Origin of the sequence: Pseudomonas fluorescens (assembly GCF_005938625.1) — a bacterium.
Lineage (GTDB): Bacteria > Pseudomonadota > Gammaproteobacteria > Pseudomonadales > Pseudomonadaceae > Aquipseudomonas > Aquipseudomonas fluorescens_BD.
The window spans coordinates 1-17,156 of the sequence record NZ_VCNJ01000007.1; the positions used below are offsets into that span (position 1 = coordinate 1).

General features: G+C 61.2%; 12 protein-coding genes. 4 read left to right on the top strand and 8 right to left on the bottom strand.

Annotated features, from left to right (window positions below):
- Window positions 1–80: 80 nt before the first annotated feature.
- The 7 genes from FGA82_RS05925 to FGA82_RS05960 form a co-directional block, all read right to left on the bottom strand.
- Entirely contained in the window at window positions 81–2,543 is a 2,463-nt protein-coding gene (locus FGA82_RS05925) for a TonB-dependent siderophore receptor (protein WP_141126363.1), read from the bottom strand.
- A 98-nt stretch (window positions 2,544–2,641) separates the two neighbouring features.
- Complete coding sequence (locus FGA82_RS05930) at window positions 2,642–3,625, bottom strand: FecR family protein (protein WP_141126364.1); 984 nt, start codon at window positions 3,623–3,625, stop codon at window positions 2,642–2,644.
- A gap of 88 nt (window positions 3,626–3,713) precedes the next feature.
- Entirely contained in the window at window positions 3,714–4,205 is a 492-nt protein-coding gene (locus FGA82_RS05935; RefSeq protein ID WP_141126365.1) for a sigma-70 family RNA polymerase sigma factor, read from the bottom strand.
- A gap of 105 nt (window positions 4,206–4,310) precedes the next feature.
- On the bottom strand, window positions 4,311–4,688 hold the full coding sequence (locus FGA82_RS05940) for a cytochrome c (protein ID WP_141126366.1): 378 nt from the start codon (window positions 4,686–4,688) through the stop codon (window positions 4,311–4,313).
- Window positions 4,689–4,891: 203 nt separating this feature from the next.
- Window positions 4,892–9,361, bottom strand: a complete 4,470-nt coding sequence (locus tag FGA82_RS05950; protein WP_141126368.1) for a hemagglutinin repeat-containing protein — start codon at window positions 9,359–9,361, stop codon at window positions 4,892–4,894.
- 97 nt (window positions 9,362–9,458) lie between these two features.
- Entirely contained in the window at window positions 9,459–11,186 is a 1,728-nt protein-coding gene (locus FGA82_RS05955) for a ShlB/FhaC/HecB family hemolysin secretion/activation protein (protein ID WP_141126369.1), read from the bottom strand.
- Between the two features lie 108 nt (window positions 11,187–11,294).
- The gene (locus tag FGA82_RS05960) at window positions 11,295–12,428 is read right to left on the bottom strand and encodes an MFS transporter (protein ID WP_141126370.1); all 1,134 of its coding nucleotides are present in this window, start codon (window positions 12,426–12,428) and stop codon (window positions 11,295–11,297) included.
- A 98-nt stretch (window positions 12,429–12,526) separates the two neighbouring features.
- On the opposite strand from FGA82_RS05960, the gene FGA82_RS05965 reads away from it, so the two are divergent.
- The 3 genes from FGA82_RS05965 to FGA82_RS05975 all read left to right on the top strand — a co-directional run bounded on the left by FGA82_RS05965 (window position 12,527) and on the right by FGA82_RS05975 (window position 16,086).
- Window positions 12,527–13,291 carry an AraC family transcriptional regulator gene (locus tag FGA82_RS05965; protein WP_141126371.1) on the top strand — a complete coding sequence of 255 codons (765 nt, stop codon included), beginning with the start codon at window positions 12,527–12,529 and terminating at the stop codon, window positions 13,289–13,291.
- Between the two features lie 96 nt (window positions 13,292–13,387).
- Window positions 13,388–14,497: an HlyD family secretion protein gene (locus tag FGA82_RS05970; RefSeq protein WP_122597025.1), complete on the top strand. Its 1,110-nt coding sequence runs from the start codon at window positions 13,388–13,390 to the stop codon at window positions 14,495–14,497.
- Entirely contained in the window at window positions 14,494–16,086 is a 1,593-nt protein-coding gene (locus tag FGA82_RS05975; RefSeq protein WP_141126372.1) for a DHA2 family efflux MFS transporter permease subunit, read from the top strand. The genes FGA82_RS05970 and FGA82_RS05975 overlap by 4 nt, the downstream gene beginning before the upstream one ends.
- A gap of 109 nt (window positions 16,087–16,195) precedes the next feature.
- Here the strand turns inward: FGA82_RS05975 and FGA82_RS05980 are convergent, their stop codons facing one another.
- Window positions 16,196–16,636: a carboxymuconolactone decarboxylase family protein gene (locus FGA82_RS05980; protein ID WP_141126373.1), complete on the bottom strand. Its 441-nt coding sequence runs from the start codon at window positions 16,634–16,636 to the stop codon at window positions 16,196–16,198.
- A gap of 186 nt (window positions 16,637–16,822) precedes the next feature.
- Between FGA82_RS05980 and FGA82_RS05985 the strand changes: the two genes are divergently transcribed.
- Window positions 16,823–17,122: a hypothetical protein gene (locus FGA82_RS05985; RefSeq protein ID WP_141126374.1), complete on the top strand. Its 300-nt coding sequence runs from the start codon at window positions 16,823–16,825 to the stop codon at window positions 17,120–17,122.
- Window positions 17,123–17,156: the final 34 nt, after the last annotated feature.

Genomic DNA, 17,156 nt, shown 5'->3' on the forward strand with positions numbered 1-17,156 from the left:
TGGGAATGCCTCAATGGACGCTCCGCGGTGACGCAGAGCGTCCCGAGCTGCATTCCCACGCAGAGCGTGGGAACGATCAATTAAAACCCGACACTGGCCTGCACAAAGAACGTGCGCGGCGCGCCGACATACATCCCCGAGTTGTTGTCGCTGGAACGGGTGAAGTACTGCTTGTCGAAGATATTCTTCACCCCCGCGCCGAGCTTGAGATTCGACAGTTGTGCGCCGAAGTCATAGCCGCCACGCACATTCCAGGTCACGTAACCCGGGATGTCGCCGTACTGCCCGTCCGCCGTGCCCTCAGTGATGTAGTTGCCGTTGAAGCTGCCATCAGCGTTAACACCGGTGCCCGGCGAGCGCTGTTTGGACTGGGCAAAACCGTCGATGTTGTAGGTCCAGCGGTTGATGTCGTAACGCAAACCGACGGTTGCCACCTGCCGCGAATAGAACGGCAGATCACGACCCTTGAAGCCCGGAATCTCGCCTTCATAAGTAGCGCGGGTGTAGGTGAAACCCGCGTTGGCGGTCAAGCCGTCGAGACGCGGATCCAGCGCCGCCATGTCGTAGTGCACCGAGGCTTCGATGCCCTGGTGCTTGGTCGCGCCGAGGTTGGTCCAGCCCACGTCGTTGCTGATGTATTGCAGTTCGTCGTCGAAGTCGATGTAGAACAGCGTCACTTCACCGCCCCACACGTCATCGTTGTAGCGCGTGCCGATCTCGTAGGTCTTGGCCTTTTCCGGCTCCAGGCCATTAGCGGTCTGATCACCCGAGCCGCCCTGACCGAGCTGGAAATACTGCAGGCTGCCGAACGAGGTTTCGTAGTTGGCGAACAGCTTCCACGCGTCCGACAGGTGATACATGACGCTCAGCGCCGGCAACGGTTCGTTGCTTTCGATGCTGCGGTTTTTCGCCTGTACCGGTTTGCCGGCCGTGTCGAGCACCGCGCGGTCATGCCAGTCGGTGCTGATGTGTTCGAAGCGAATGCCCGGGGTGATGGTCCAGTTGCCGACGTCGATTTTGTTGTCGATGTAGACCGAGTTGGCCTCGGTGCCGCCCGTGCGGTCCTGGAACACATGGCCGTCGGAGGTCGGCGTGAGCACCGGCTGATTGTTGACCAGCGCCACACGGCTCGACGACTCGTGCATCGCCTCTTTCAGGTAGCGATAACCGACGCTGACTTCCTGCGTGGTCGGGCCGACATCGAAAACCCGCGACACCCGTGGCTCGATGCCCAGCGTGTAATACGAACGCGGGTATGAGCTGAGGGTTTTCTGGTCGCGGGCGGCGATGGTGCTGCCACGGAAGCTGTCGGTGTAATAGGTAAGGATTTCCGCTTGGGTGCGTTCGTCGATCTGGCGGATCCACTTGAACGACACGTCTTTGCGCCGACCGGTGAATTGGTCGTAGTCACGCACCGAGTCGTACGGCTTGTCGTCGTACTGCTTCTGCGTCAGGCCGCCGGGCATATCGGCCGTGGCGTCGTAGTAGTGGAAGTTGAGGCTGAAATCGTCCTGATCGGTGGGCGCCCAGTGAGTCTTGAGCAGCACGTCGTCGATGTCGTTGCCGTTGTTGCGCTCGCGGTAGCCGTTACCGTTGACGCCGGAGTACAGCAACGCCACGCCCATGCCGTTGTCGGCGGTGCCACCGAGGAACGCGGTGTCGATGTGTTTCCAGCCACCGTACTGAGTGGTTTCCAGGGTAGTGCCGATTTCACCGGTGGTTTTTTCCGGAATCGCCCGGGTGACGAAGTTGATCACCCCACCGACGTTCTGCGGCCCGTAACGCACCGAACCGGCACCACGCACGACGTCAATGCTGTCGAGGTTGCCCGAGGAAATCGGCGCCATCGACAGTTGTGGCTGGCCGTACGGGGCGAACGCCGCCGGTACGCCATCGATCAATACGGTGGAGCGCGGCGACAGACGCGAAGTCAAACCGCGCACGCCGACATTCAGGGAGATATCGCTGCCGCCGGTGCCGTTGGCATCCTGCACCTGCACGCCCGGCACACGCTTGAGCACATCGCTGACGTTCATCGCGCCCTGCTCGACCATCGCTTCGCGGCGGATCACCGTACGCGCGCCCGGGTGGTTCTGCACAACGGCGGCGTTGGCATCACCGAGCCAGTCACCGACCACCTTGATGTCGGTCACGCCCAATTCCAATGGACCATTGCCGGCGGCGGAGGTCGCGGCCGGCAATGGTCCATTGCCGGCGGCGGAGGTCGCGGCCGGCGACAGCGTTACCGAACCTTCGTTGATCTGGTAATCCAGACCGCTGCCCTGCAGCAATTGGCGCAAGGCCTGCTCCGGCGAGATATCACCGTCGACTGCCGGCGCCTGTTTGCCGGCGACCAGGTCGGGGCTGAAAAACACTTGCAGAGATGTCTGCTGGCCCAGTTCGCTGAGGGCCTGACCCAATGGCTGCGCGCGGATATGGATCGCTTCGCCAGCGAAGGCCAGTGGCATGGCAGCGTTGACCGCCAGCGCGAGGGCCAGCGGCAGCCAAGGGGATTTTTTGTTGTTGGCAGGGGTGTTTTTCACGTCGTACGTAGTCCTGTGGATCGCAAGAGTGTGCGGCTGTTAATGCAAACCAGTTGCAGTTGAACAGGAAGACGATGAACTCGAAAAAAACCTGAATTTTATTTTGCGATTATTTCCTGACTGCCATCGGCGAGGGTGCGAACGGCCACCGGCAGGATGCTCGGCAAGGCCTTGAGCAAGGCGTCGGTGTTGTCGGATTTGAACACGCTGGTCAGGCGCAGACTGGCCACAGCCGGGTTGGCGACAGTCAACGGCTTCTCACGATAACGCGACACTTCGGCGGCGACTTCACTGAGGCTGGCGTTGTTGAACACCAGTTTGCCGCCACGCCACGCCGTCAGTTCCGCCGGGTTGACTGCATAGGCTGCGGCGACTTTGCCTTGTGCATCGACATGGCTGCCGAGGCCGGCAGTCAGGCTCAGGAATTGATTATCCGGCGCATCGCGCCCCTGCACTTTCACCGTGCCCTGCTCCACAGCCACGCGGGTTTGCGCGATATCGCGACGCACATCGAAACGCGTGCCGGTGACTGTGACCTTGCCATTGCCGGTCTCGACCACGAACGGTCGCGAGGTGTCGTGGGCGACGCTGAACATCGCTTCGCCTTCGCTTAAATCAATGACCCGACGATCCTTTTCATAGCGCACCTGCAAGCGGCTGCGACTGTTCAGATCAATCACCGAACCGTCCGGCAGCGCCACATGTTTACGCTCGCCCAACGCTGTGGCGAACTCGGCGCTGTAGCCCCCCGGATGATTCAAGCCACTGAACAAGCCCAGCCCGAGCGCCACCGCCAGCACACTCGCGGCCACGGCATAACGCAACAACGGACGCCGTTCGCGGCGAGTGGGCGGTGTTTCAACAAGGGCTTTGAGGCGTGGCGCCGGGAGCAAATCCGCCGCCGACCACAAGCCCTGCAGCAACTGAAATTCGTCACGGTGCTGCGAATGTTCATTCAGCCAGGCGTCAAAGCGCTGCTGCTCGTCGGCACTGACGGCCGGCTCCTGCAAACGCACAAACCAGCGAGCCGCATCATCGCGCACCGTTGTTTGCCCGCACGCGCAATCACGAGTATCCATCATGGAATGTCCTGTTTGGCCGGGAATATAAAGACACACAGCCCTCTGTAGGAGCTGCCGAAGGCTGCGATCTTTTTGCCATGACGCACATTCACGATTGCAACCCGTCCAGTCGATCACGCAGATGCCGCAGGGTGCGGATCATATACTTTTCGACCATGTTCTTGGACAGCCCCAGGCGTTCGGCGATTTCCGCCTGGGTCAGGCCTTCGATCTTTTGCCAGACGAAGATCTTGCGGCAATTGACCGGCAGCTCGGCGAGCGCTCGTTCAATAGAGTCGGCCAACTGGATCGCATGCATGTAATGCTCCGGGTCGCCGATTGACGACTCACTGTGATCGATGGCCTGTGACTCCATGGCGCCGCGCCGATCCTCACGCCGATAACCGTCGACCGCAATATTGCGCGCGGTCTGGTGCAAATACGCCCGAGGCTGCTGCACCGCCGCCGAATCCGACTCAAGCACCCGCACAAAGGTGTCGTGCGCCAGATCCTCGGCCTGCGCGCGGTTGCGCAGGCGACGAGTCCAGGTGCCGATCAACTCTTCGTAATGCTCGAAAAAGCCGGGTCTGCGGGGACGCATTGGGGATTTGGGCGGCGTGCTGAGGAAAGGGGCGTGAATAGTAATGGTTACCATTAAGCCGAAGCAATGGATTCCTCGACCGACCGTCCGGGCCGTAACTCGCGATCAGCGTTTTATCGAAATCACACCGCTCATGTATTCATGCAGATCGCGCAAATCCTTAACACTCCAGGCGTGCGGCGGTATTTTTACCCCGTTCTCCTGCAATGTTTTCGGAATCAGGTTGCCGTTGGGGCGAAGGATGATCGACGACACAATCACGCCCGGATATTCATTCAGGCGTTTTTTGAACGCAGGCGTTGTCAGGTCAGGAGTGGGCGGATTGCTTTTGTGCGCCAGTGGCCCTGTTCCTTTGATATCGGCGCCGTGGCACACAGCGCAGCGCTGTGAATAGAGGTTTTTACCGTTGCTGTTATCCGCGAAAGACGCTGATGTTTGAGTGATCAGCAAAGTCCCGAGTAAGACGGCGGATGCTATTTTCATTGTTGCCTCCATGGCATTTAAGAGGCGCAAGATAGTCGAGTTTTAACGCCCGGCGCAAAACAATGTGGGAGCGAGCCTGCTCGCGAAGGCGGTACATCAGTCACTTAATGCATTGACTGAACGGACGCCTTCGCGAGCAAGCTCGCTCCCACAGGGTTTGGTGGTGGATGCGGGTTCAAGTGCATCCACCACTGGCCATTGCATCAGCCTTTTTCGTCGATCCCGGCTTGCAGGGTCTGGGTGTCCAGATGCCCGCTCAGGGTGACCGGGCCGACTTTCAGGTTGCCGTTTTCCAAGGAAACCTTCGGTGCGTTTTCCTCGGCTTTATGCGGCAGATCAAGGGTGGCTTTCACGCCGTAGTCACGGTTACTCAGATCAGTGCTGCTGACCTTCGAACCACCCAGATCGACCTTCCCTTGCGTCGCTGAAATCTGCGCGCCGGTCAGTTGAGTAGCACCGCCAACAGCAAGGTTTAAACCTTGGCTGGCACTGATCCCGGACGCCTGCGCCACGCTGTCCTTGTGCGCGTACTCACCCTGCGCTTTCAGCGTCGGTTTGTAGTCGGTGCCGGCGAGTTTCTCTTTGTCGCTCGGTGGATTTTTCTTCGCGGTCAGGCCCAGATCAACATCGACCTTGGCATGGTTGCTCGCGTCCTGACGGCTTTCGACGCTCAGATCACCCGCGACCTTGCCGCTGACATCTTTAGCATCGATCCGCGCACCCGCCAGCTGCGCATCACCGGCACTGTTCAACACCACATGGTCAGCCTTGATCTGGCTGTTCTGCTGGGTGCTGCCCTGCAAGTAATCCACACCCACCTTGGCGCCGGCGTTGAAGCCGTGATCGCTGCTGGCCTTCTCATCGGCGGCGGTCGGGGTTTTGCTGCTGAGGTTGCCGCCGGCATTCAGCGCGACATTCCAGTTATTGCGGTGGTCGCTGGACTGCGCCGACTCCTGCACGTAACCGCCCTTCTGCGCGTCGATACTGACGTTCGGTGCGCTGACTTGCGTGCCTTGCAGATGAATCGAATCACCGCTTAGTGCGACGCCGCTCTGACTGTTGAGTTGGCCACCGGTAAGGGTCTGCGAATCCTCGTTGACCCGACCGATGTTGAAATTACCACTCAGATTGCCACCCTGATCGCGGCTCTTCTCGCTGCTGGTTTTGCTGCCGCCGCCCTTCAAGCCGCCGCCGAGATTGCTGCCGGTGGCGGTGTGAGTGTCGGTGGCCGCTTGCAGACCGAGCTTGCCGCCGGCGTGCAGATTGATGGCGCCAGCACTGTCGATCTTCGTGCCTTGCTGCACTTGGTTGCCGCCGCTGCTCAACTGCACCGGACCGTTGCCGCTGATGCTCGCCACATGGGCCTGAGTGTCAGTGCTCTGCTTGCCGGTGTGATCGAGCTGGAAACCGGCGCCGAGATCGACGTTGGTGCCATCGGTGCCCGGCAAGGTGCCGACTGTCAGCGAGCCATTGCCGCGCAAGCTACTGTCGTTGCTGTTCTGTCGGTCGTTGGCTTGATTCAGCGCCAGATCACCGCCGGTGTTGATGCTCACACCGCCCTGCCTGCCGTCGAAACGGCTGCCTTCGAACTGCGCATCGCCGCCGACCTTGATGTTCACACCCTGACTACCGGCATACCCGCCGACCACGGCACTAGAGCCGTCCTTGCTCGACGCACTGCTGCCACCCGCGCCGCTACCAGCAACGTTCACGTCTTCACCGGTCTTGGTGTAGACGCGCACGTCGACCTTGGCATCCACCGCGTTAGCGTTGCTGCTATGCATGTTGCTCGCGGCGTCGGCAAGCAGTTTGTCAGCGCTGATGTTCACTTGGCCGACGCTGGCGTTGTATTGCGTGCCTTGGTCGTGCAGCGTGCCGGTGGTTTTCACATCGACAGTGCCGCCGTCAAAACGGCTGACCACAGCGTTGCTGCTCTGCTCGGTTTTGCTCGCGCTGCCATGACCGACCGCGACGTCGATCCCGACATTCGGCTGACCGAGATTGGCCAGTGCGTCCTTGTCCGGCACCTTGCCGTTGAGCACGTCCTTGACCGCGCCCGCGATCGGCCGGGCGATGTCCTTGTACTCGACGTTGGCGCCGATGTCCGCCGACCAATTGCTGTCGTTGTGCGTGCTGCTTTCGCTGTCGCTGGCCGCGCGATTGTCGATCTCGTTGGCGGCAACATTCAGGCCGTTGCCAGCCTTGAGCTGCGCGCCTTCGGTAGCGAGTTTGTCGGCATTGATGGTCAGGCCACCGCTGCTCTGCACACTCGTGGTCTGTGCGATGGTTTTGCTGGTCGAATCCTGCGCAGTGCTGTGGGCGAAATCGACGCCACTGCCGGCACGGTCGAGGCCGCCGGTGTAGTAGAAACCGCCGCCGGTGCTGGAGGTGTCGGTGGAGGTTTTGTGGCTGTCTGCTTCTGCGAGCAACGACACGTTTTTGCCGCTCAACGTCGTGTCGCCTGCGGTGGATTTCACCTCCGCGCCTTTGAGCGTGACGTCACCGCCCGCCTTCACCTGCACGCTGCCGCCGCTGAGGCTGGAGCCTTGTTGAGTGGCATCGTTGCGGGTCACGGTTTGCTGTTTGTCTTCGTAGTGAATCCCTGCGCGATACTGCTCCGGCGTTTGCTCTTTGGCGTAGGCATCGAAGCCACGGGTTTGCGTGGTGTCAGTGCTGTCGTGAGTGTTCTGCGTGGAATGCACATTCACATCGCCCGCCGCGTCGGCGGTCAACGCACCGTCAGCCTTGACCGTCGAGCCCGCCACTGCAATGTCCTTGGCGCTCTTGAGCTTGAGGTTGCTGTCCGACACCAGTTCGCTGCGCACGGTGCTGCTGTCTTTGCCGTGCTGCCGCGACTCGTCCTTGGTGATGCCGAAGAACTTGCTGTCCTTGTCGTGATTATTGCTGTACGAGGTGTCCTGCACGCCGTCGATGGTCAGCGAACCCTTGTCGCTGATCACGCTGGCGTCACTGCCGCCACGCACCTGGCTGCCGCTGATGCGCACGTCGTCAGCCTTGACGATCAGTTTGCCGCTGGCGTTGATTTTGCTGCCCTGATGCTGGGTCTTGCCCTTGTCGGCATCGCCGGTCTTGCCGAAGAAACCACCGCCGACCAGGTCACCGGAATATCGGTTGTCGCTGCTGCGGTTGGTCCGTGTGGCCGTGGTGATTTCCACCTGTTTACCGGCCAGTTGCACGTCGCCGGCGCTGGTCAATTCGGCGCCTTCGGAGCGCAATAACGCGGCGGTTTGCAGGGCGATATTGCCGGCCTTCAACTGGCTGGTGACGCTGCGCTGCTCTTCGCTGCTGCTGTTCCAATCGGCTTTCCACAGGTGCTTGCGGTGGTTGCCTTGATCAGTCCGCGTATGGCTTTCAGTGGCGGCGGTCAGGCGCAGATCGCCAGCGCTTTGCACGCTCAGATTCTTCGCGGCTTCGACTTTGGCGGCTTTCAGTTCATTGTCTTTACCGGACGACAACCTGGCGTCGCGGCTGGCAATAATCTGGCTGCCGTGTTGACGCGATTCACTGTCGGTCTGGGTGCGATCGTAGGTTTCCCAAGTGATGCCGATGGTGCTGTTGTTCCAGTTTTCGCGCTTTTCCTGAAGCTTGCGGCTTTCGACCGTGGACAGGGTCAGGTTGCGTTTGGCGTCGAGCGTGACGTCGCGGCCGCCAACATCAGTCGCGGCCAGGGTCAGGTCCTTGCCACTGTGCAAAGCGACGTCGCCCTGACTGCTGCGAATACCGGCACGGGTCACGTCGAGGCTGTTGGCCACCGCTTCACCGCTGACACTCAAGTCACCGGCCGAGCGAATTTGCACGCCGTCACGCCCGGCCACTTGCACAGCACCCACCCGCACGCCCGCACCTTCGGCGGTGCTGACAATATTGATACGGCCGGCCTGCATCGCGCCAAACAGGCTGGCATCGATGCGTTGATCAGCCGTGGTGCCGGCAGGGTCGACGGTTTTCACCTGACCGCTGGCGTAATCAACCTGATTGCGCCCGACCGTGAGGTTCAGTTGATCGCGCGCAGTGATCGCGCCCTGGCTGTCGATACGCGGCGCGATCAGGTTGATCGAGCCCTCGCCGTTGCGCAGGCCACCGCTGTGAATCTGCAACTGACCGCTGGCGTCGCGGCTGTTCAGGCTTTGCAGTTTTCCGTCATTCAATTCAGGACGACCGACCACCAGATTAGCGTTCGGCGTGTTGATGAAACTGCCGCCATTGACCGAGATGCCGTTAGGGTTGGCCAGCACGTAATCGGCAGGTCGGCCGAAGATTTCCTGCGCGCCGTTGATGGCCGACGGATTGCGGCTGATCACTTCGTTGAGGATCACGCTCGCGGCCTGACCTTGCAGTTGCGGGTTGGCCGCCAGTTGCCCGGCCAGTTGCGATTGCCCGGCCTGCAAGGCGTTGTTCAACACCAGGCCCTGACGGTCGACGTTGTAGTCGAGGAACTGGTTGTGCGACAGGCCCGAACCGTTGGGCGCGACGATGTTGACGATGGGCACACCGCCCTGAGTCTGCAATTGCGCGGTGCCGCCGGGTCCCGGTGCGACCACGACACCGCCGGCGAGCGCGCTCGGCAGGTGCACGGCGAAGAACAGGCTGGCAATCGCCCAGCGCAATTTGCCCCGAGGCGAAAGATGAAATGCAAAGGTGTGTGCTGGCATAAAAACGTCTCCATGTGAGTACGGCATCACGTTGCGCGTTTAGTCTTGGCCGTGGCTGACGCGCTCAGATCCGACGGCTGTTTGTTCACTGCGTTGTTCAGATTTGCAGGCCTACGCGCATCAGCCAGGTCTCTGGCTCGTGCTGCAGACCGTTCGGTGTGGCGAGTGCGCGTTGGTAATCGACATCCACTTGCAGGTTCTTCCAGCCCAGATTCAGACCCACACTGGCACCGCTCAGGCGTTGGCCCTGCGCGCCGTGATCGGCCTTGATCCAGCCGTGGTCGAGGCCCACACGCGGGGTGATCTGCAGCGGCCATTCACTGCGCAGCGGCAGGCGCAAGGTGTTGCGCCAGATCGCGCCGCTGGCGCCGGAGGCACTGCTGACGCGATAGCCGCGCACAGCCGAATCGTCGGTGCCGAGCAACTGTTCGATCGCCGGCAACGGGTCCGGGCTGTACTGCAAATTGAGTTGGCTCTGCCACTGCCAGGCCTGCGCGCCGAACTGACCGTTGCGCCACTGGCTGAGGCCGGCGCGGTACTTGCGGAACTGCGCCTTGGGCAGGTTGTTGATCTGCTGCTGCGAGTCATCGTCGGCGCCAAACCAGCGCAGGCCCTGGGCGTAATTGACGTCGAGGTTCCACACCGCGCGGTCGAGCCAGAACAGATTGAGTCCAGCCTCGGCCACGGTCAGGGTCGGGCTCTGAATGCCGAGGCGAACGTCTTGCAGATAGCTGTCGACATCCTTGTGCGCCAGTTGCAGGTTGGCGCTGAGCTGACGGCTCTGGTCGCGCCACAACACCCGGTCGGCGCGCAGGCTGACTTGATCGGTGATGCCGGTGCTGTGAAAGGTCACACTCGGCAGTTTGAATGGCGCGCGATATTCGGCGTGGCTGGCGAACACGCTGTAGGTCCAGTAGCCGTAAGGGATCGCGTAATAGAGGCTGGCGTTGCGACTGTAACGATCGCCCTGATTGAGCGTGTCGCTGGCGCTGAGGCTTAGCAGATCGTTGAGTTGCAACGGGCTGTCGAGGCTCAGGCTGACCGTGTCGCGATCACGTCCGGTGCTGGCGCTGCCGAGGTTGTCGAAACCGGCATTCAAGGCCCAGCGCGAATGCGCGGAGGTGCGTGAGCGCAGGATGATTCGCGAGGCGCCGGGCTGGCTGCCGGGGGCGATGTCGGCGGTGAGATCGATCGAGCGCAGGCGATTCAACTGATCGAGGCCCTGCTCCAGATCGCGCAGGTTCAACGGCTCGCCGAGCATGTTCGGGAAAGCACCGCCGAGGGACACCGGCAGGCTCTGATCGGCCAGTTCGATGGACTCGATGTAGCCTTCGTCAACGCGGATATCCAGCGACTGCCCGGCTGCCGGAGCACTGACCAGGTATGGACGGCTGGCAATGTAGCCCTTGTCGACGTAGCTCGCGGTGATGGTCGCCAGCAGATGATTGATCTGGCCGACGCCCATGCACTGCGCCAGCAGCGGTTTGATCCGCGCGTTGAGTTTGTCGCTGTCGATCAGCGTGACGCCGCCGATGCGCGTGCCGCTCAACGGCCAGCAACGTTCATCGGGGGTAACGGTTGGCGGGATGGCCGGGGTGATTGGTGTCGGGCCGAACGCGCCGCGCTCCAATTGCCGTTTTCTTTGCTCAAGTTGCAACTGTTGCAGATCGCGTTGCTGCTGTTGTTGCTGGCGCAGCACTTCCTGACCCGGCGCGGCAGGTTCGGCCGCTTCAATCGAGGAGGCACACACACCCAACACAAAGGCCGACAGCAGCGGGCAAAGCGGGGAGCGACGGCGAAAAACAGCGCGAAACGGATACGGCACGCAACATCCTTGCGATCATAAAATGGCGTAATGCCATGTCATCAATGATCGTGATAGTCGGAGCCCTCCTACACAAATGCAAGACGCTTCCTACAGCGCTTACATTTCTTAAACAATTGCTTTGCCTGGCTTTATTGTCAGCAACAAGGCCACGGTGCTGCACGCTATCAGGGTTTCCCCGAGGGCCTGAAACCAGCCCGCGAGTATCAGGGCTGCACCAATAAGCAGGTAATACATCAAACCCAACAACGCCCCGGCGGTGCCCAGTCGATCAGCGTAATCGACCAGTGCCGACCCGAGTACATTCGGAATCGCCAGGCCAAACGCCAACACCACCAGCAACATCGGCAGAACGAACGCAACACTGCCTTGCAGCGACCACACGCCCGCACCACCGAGCAACGCGATGCCACCCGCGAGGCGAATCAACTGCAATGCCTTGAACCCGGCCGCCAATAAACGCCGGTTGAGCCATGCTCCAAAACCTGAGCCCAGCGCGAGGATCACGCCGCTGTAACCGAACACACTGGCGCTCACCCCCAGCCGCTGAAACATGAACGGAGCAAGGCTGTAATAGCTGAACAACGCCACGTTGAACGAAGCAATCCACAGCGCCGAGCGCCAGATTCCCGGGTCACGCAACATGCGCCCGAGGGTTTCGAGCAAACCGACATGGCGCGTTGGCTGGGGCCGGGTTTCCGCCAGGGTGTACCAACTCCACAGCCACAACAGCGCTGCCAGCAACAGCAACGCACCAAGCACACCGCGATAACCGAAGGCCTGAACCAGACTGGCCCCGCTGAACAAGCCAATCGCCGGACTGGCCGCCAGCGCGATGCCCACCAACGAAAACACCTGGGCCAGTTCGGCGCCCTTGAAGCGGTCGCGCAACACGGTTTGCGTAACCACCGAGCCCACCGCCGCACCGAACGCCGCCAACATCTGCGCCAGTAACAAGCCGTTGAAACTGCTGACCCGCAGGCCTAAAAGCGTGGCAATTGCATAGATTGCCAGTCCCGCGAGCATTGCCGGGCGCCGACCGATGCGATCACACAAACGTCCCCACACCACCACCCCGACGGCAAACGCCAGGAAATACACGGATAACGTCTGCGTCGCTGCTTGCGGGTCGACGTTGAACACACGCCCGATATCACCGAGCGCCGGGCTGTACAGGGTTTGCGCGATCTGCGCAAACATCAGCAACGCAATCGCCAGCCACAGGAAATGTCTGTTGTTCATGCTTCATCACTCCTCTCATAAACCGCCGAGGAGTTTAAGAATCGAGGAGTGGCGTATTATCCGAATCCTGCCAATTTATCGATGAAATCGGACAACCCATGGCTTGGCTCGATGCCCACGCAACCTTTGACGCTGATCGCTTTCAGGCACCGGTGATTGGCATCGCCTCGACCCTGGGTGATCACGACTCCGGTTTGCACCGCCATCAACGCGGGCAACTGCTGTACACGCGACAGGGCTGCACGCGGATTACCCTGGCGCAGCAATTGTGTCTGCTGCCACCGTCGCGGGCGGCGTGGATTCCGCCGGGTGTCAGCCATCGCGCAGTGATGCAGCAGAGTGTCGATTACCGCTCCATCTACTTGATCCCCGAACTGTGCGCTGCACTGCCGCAGCAGGTCTGCGTGATTGAAGTCAGCCCTTTGCTGCGGGCGGTGCTGGAACCGATGGCGCTGGCCGATTTCGCCAGCGATTGGCAGCAAGGCAAATTCGTCCATCTGCTCGGCCTGTGCCTGAGCGAAATCGCCGAAGCGGCGCAGCAACCCATGCTGTTGCCGTTACCTCAGGACAAGCGACTCGCGCCCCTGCTGAAAACTCCCGAGCGACTGCCGCCGGAGCTGCAAGTGCTGGAACAACAGATCGGCGCCAGCAGCCGCACCATCGGGCGAATCTTTCAGCGCGAAACCGGCATGAGTTATCAGCAATGGCGCCAGCAGTGGCGCTTGATGCGCGCGATGGAATTGCTCGCCACCGGGCGCAGCCTGAGTTACTGCGCTTTCGAATCGGGTTTTGCCAGCGACAGCGCCTTTATCGCCTTCTTCAAATCCATGACCGGCAGTACCCCGGGCCACTGGCTCAAGTGAGCAACTGACGATCGGCGTCAGAAATCATTTGCGACTAAATATTACCTACGTCATATTACAGCCGTAATAACGACCCGCTTACCCAGGTAATCCGCCATGACCAGCATGCCCACCCTCGAACCTGTTGTGGTGAAGACCAAGCCGCCCCTGCTTAAACGCTTGCTGCTTCCCGGCGCCGGATTGCTCGCGCTGATCTTCGCCGGGGTCTACGCCGTGCATTGGTGGGGGGCCGGGCGTTTTCTCGAAGAAACCGACGATGCCTATATTGGTGGCGATGTTACGGTGATCGGGCCGAAAGTCGCCGGTTACATCGATGAAGTGCTGGTCAGCGACAACCAGCATGTAAAGGCCGGCGATGTGTTGATTCGCCTCGACGCCCGCGACTATCGCGCCAACCTCGCCAAGGCCGAAGGCGCCGTGGCCGCCGAAGAAGCCCTGCTGGCCAACCTCGACGCCACCGAACAACTGCAACAAGCAGTGATCGGCCAGGCCCGCGCCGGCATCGACGCCGCTGGCGCAGAAACCGCACGCTCGCGGGATGACAACGCGCGCTACAAACGCCTGGTGACCACCAATGCCGTGTCGGTGGAAAGCGCACAACGCGCCGACGCCACCTTCAAAACCGCGCAAGCCCTCAGCGCCCGCGCGCAGGCCGAACTGCTCGCCGCGCAACGCCAGCTCGCGGTGATCGACACCCAGAAACAACAGGCCCGCGCCGCCCTTCAGCAAGCCCGGGCCGAACGCGATCTGGCACAACTGAACCTCGGCTACACCGAACTGCGCGCGCCGGTCGATGGGGTGATCGGCAATCGCCGCGCACGGGTTGGCGCCTATGCTCAAGCCGGCTCGCAACAGTTGTCGGTGGTGCCCGCCAGCGGTTTGTGGGTGGATGCCAATTTCAAGGAAGACCAATTGGCGCGGATGAAACCCGGACAACGGGTGAGCATCCGCGCCGACGTGCTCTCGGGTCAGGAGTTCCACGGTCGTCTCGACAGCCTCGCCCCCGCCACTGGCTCGCAATTCAGCGTGCTGCCGCCGGAAAACGCCACCGGCAACTTCACCAAAATCGTCCAGCGCGTGCCAGTACGGATCCTCCTTGACCCGGCTGACGGCGTACTCGGGCACTTGCGCCCGGGCCTGTCGGTAACGGCGGAAGTCGACACCCGTGCACAACCGGAAACCAGCGCCGTGGCCGTCGCACCATGAGCACCGCCCTCGCCGCCCCTGCACAGCCATTCAATGCGGCGGACATGGCGACCGCGACCAAGGTATTCGCCTTCGCGACCATGTGCATCGGCATGTTCATCGCGCTGCTCGACATCCAGATTGTCTCGGCGTCGCTGCGCGATATCGGCGGCGGGCTGTCTGCCGGCACCGACGAAACCGCGTGGGTGCAGACCAGTTACCTGATCGCCGAAATCATCGTGATTCCGCTGTCCGGTTGGCTGTCACGGGTGTTCTCGACGCGCTGGTTGTTCTGCGCGTCGGCGGTCGGCTTCACCCTCGCCAGCCTGCTCTGCGGTGTGGCCTGGAACATCCAGAGCATGATTGCCTTTCGCGCGCTGCAAGGATTTCTTGGCGGCTCGATGATTCCGCTGGTGTTTACCACCGCGTTCTTTTTCTTCACCGGCAAACAACGGGTGATCGCTGCGGCAACCATTGGTGCAGTCGCGTCTTTGGCACCGACAATGGGTCCGGTGATCGGTGGCTGGATCACTGATATTTCCTCGTGGCACTGGTTGTTCTACATCAACCTGGTGCCGGGGATTTTCGTCGCTGTAGCGGTGCCGATGCTGGTGAAGATCGACCAGCCGGAACTGTCGCTGCTCAAAGGCGCGGACTATCTGAGCATGGTCTTTCTCGCGCTGTTTCTCGGCTGCCTGGAATACACCCTCGAAGAAGGCCCGCGCTGGAACTGGTTCAGCGACCAGACCATTCTGACTACCGCGTGGATCAGTGGCTTGGCAGGGTTGGCATTCATTGGCCGCACCTTGCAGGTGGCCAATCCGATCGTCGATCTGCGCGCCTTGAAGGATCGCAATTTCGCCCTCGGTTGCTTCTTTTCGTTCGTCACCGGCATTGGCCTGTTCGCCACGATCTACCTGACGCCGCTGTTCCTCGGCCGAGTGCGCGGCTACAGCGCGCTGGACATTGGTCTGGCGGTTTTCTCCACCGGTGTGTTCCAGATCATGGCGATTCCGCTGTATGCCTTTCTGGCCAATCGCGTTGATCTGCGCTGGATCATGATGGTAGGTCTGGGCTTGTTTGCGGTGTCGATGTGGGAGTTCAGCCCGATTACCCACGACTGGGGCGCGGGACAATTGATGCTGCCGCAAGCGTTGCGCGGGATTGCCCAGCAACTGGCGGTGCCGCCAGCGGTGACGCTGACCTTGGGTGGATTGGCACCGGCACGCCTCAAGCATGCGTCGGGCCTGTTCAACCTGATGCGCAATCTGGGCGGTGCAATTGGTATTGCGGCGTGCGCAACCATCCTCAATGACCGCACCAATCTGCACTTCACGCGATTGGCCGAACACTTGAACAGCAGCAATGAAGCGATGAATCAGTGGCTGTCGCAGGTCGGCGGCAACTTCGCGAGTCTGGGCCAGAGCGGCGACGTCGGCGTCACCGCCAGCCTGCGCCAGTTGTGGTTGCTGACCTACCGCGAGGCGCAAACCCAGACCTACGGCGACACCTTTTTGATGATCGGCGTGTGCTTCGTCATCGCCACGGCGATGGTGCCCTTGATGCGCAAGGTGCAACCACCGGCGGCGCCGAGTGCGGATGGGCATTGATGCCCCCTGTAGGAGCTGCCGAAGGCTGCGATCTTTTGATCTTGTCTCTTAAAAAGCAAAGTCAAAAGATCGCAACCTTCGGCAGCTCCTACAAGGGATTGTGGGTAGCTTAAGCTTGTGGGGTTTTGCGGAAACCTACGGCCAGACGATTCCAGCTGTTGATGGTGCTGATCGCCACGGTCAGGTCGACCATTTCTTTCGGTGTGAACTGCGCCGCGACCACTTCGTAATCTTCGTCCGGGGCATGGGTGAGGCTCAGTTGGGTCAGCGATTCAGTCCACAACAGCGCAGCGCGTTCGCGGTCGCTGAAGAACGGTGCTTCACGCCAGGCGGTCACCGCGAACAAGCGACGCGGGGTTTCGCCGCCCTTGATCGCATCAGTGGTGTGCATGTCGATGCAGAACGCGCAGCCGTTGATTTGCGAGGCGCGCAGCTTGACCAGTTCGATCAGGTTTTTCTCCAGCGGCAGTTTGGAAACGGCGGTTTCCAGGGCGATCATCGCTTTCAGTGCGTCTGGGGATGCGGTGTAGAAATCGGTACGAGGTTTCATGGTGGCTCCGGGCAGCAAGTGAATGTGTGGCTACGTTAGTCCTCGTACCGGGTTCGGCAAATAGCCAATATTCGAGAAGATCAGGAGGCCACTCGATGTTCCCGCTGACCGCTCGTCAGCCAATCGGCACCAAGGGTTCGGCGCGTCAGACCAATATCAGGTACATACCCTTTCTGGAGATGGATCATGATCACGCGCAAACTCACCTCGTTACTGCTCGCGGGCCTGCTGGCCACGGCATCGGCCGCTAGCTTCGCTGCCAATGATGGCGCTGACGCCACCGGCACCAAATCCGGAGGCCCGACCAGCACAACCATGCCGCCAGACAACACCCCGGGCGCGCCTTCAGGCGGTAGCGGTTCTTCGGGCACAGGTTCCGGAACTGGCACCAATGGTGGTGCCAGCGGTTCGGGCTCGGGGGCTGGAGGCGGCACCGGTTCGGCGGGTGGCGGGACTGGTGGCGCGGGCGGTGGCACTGGCGGCTGAACGAACAAGAGCCACCCGTGGTGAAAACCCTCGG

What these genes read in the sequence shown, in the direction of transcription:
- FGA82_RS05970 (WP_122597025.1), top strand. Translation starts at nt 13,388, where the DNA reads ATGACCAGCATGCCCACCCTCGAACCTGTTGTGGTGAAGACCAAGCCG.
- FGA82_RS05950 (WP_141126368.1), bottom strand. Translation starts at nt 9,361, where the DNA reads ATGCCAGCACACACCTTTGCATTTCATCTTTCGCCTCGGGGCAAATTG.
- FGA82_RS05975 (WP_141126372.1), top strand. Translation starts at nt 14,494, where the DNA reads ATGAGCACCGCCCTCGCCGCCCCTGCACAGCCATTCAATGCGGCGGAC.
- FGA82_RS05965 (WP_141126371.1), top strand. Translation starts at nt 12,527, where the DNA reads ATGGCTTGGCTCGATGCCCACGCAACCTTTGACGCTGATCGCTTTCAG.
- FGA82_RS05985 (WP_141126374.1), top strand. Translation starts at nt 16,823, where the DNA reads ATGATCACGCGCAAACTCACCTCGTTACTGCTCGCGGGCCTGCTGGCC.
- FGA82_RS05960 (WP_141126370.1), bottom strand. Translation starts at nt 12,428, where the DNA reads ATGAACAACAGACATTTCCTGTGGCTGGCGATTGCGTTGCTGATGTTT.
- FGA82_RS05930 (WP_141126364.1), bottom strand. Translation starts at nt 3,625, where the DNA reads ATGATGGATACTCGTGATTGCGCGTGCGGGCAAACAACGGTGCGCGAT.
- FGA82_RS05940 (WP_141126366.1), bottom strand. Translation starts at nt 4,688, where the DNA reads ATGAAAATAGCATCCGCCGTCTTACTCGGGACTTTGCTGATCACTCAA.
- FGA82_RS05980 (WP_141126373.1), bottom strand. Translation starts at nt 16,636, where the DNA reads ATGAAACCTCGTACCGATTTCTACACCGCATCCCCAGACGCACTGAAA.
- FGA82_RS05935 (WP_141126365.1), bottom strand. Translation starts at nt 4,205, where the DNA reads ATGCGTCCCCGCAGACCCGGCTTTTTCGAGCATTACGAAGAGTTGATC.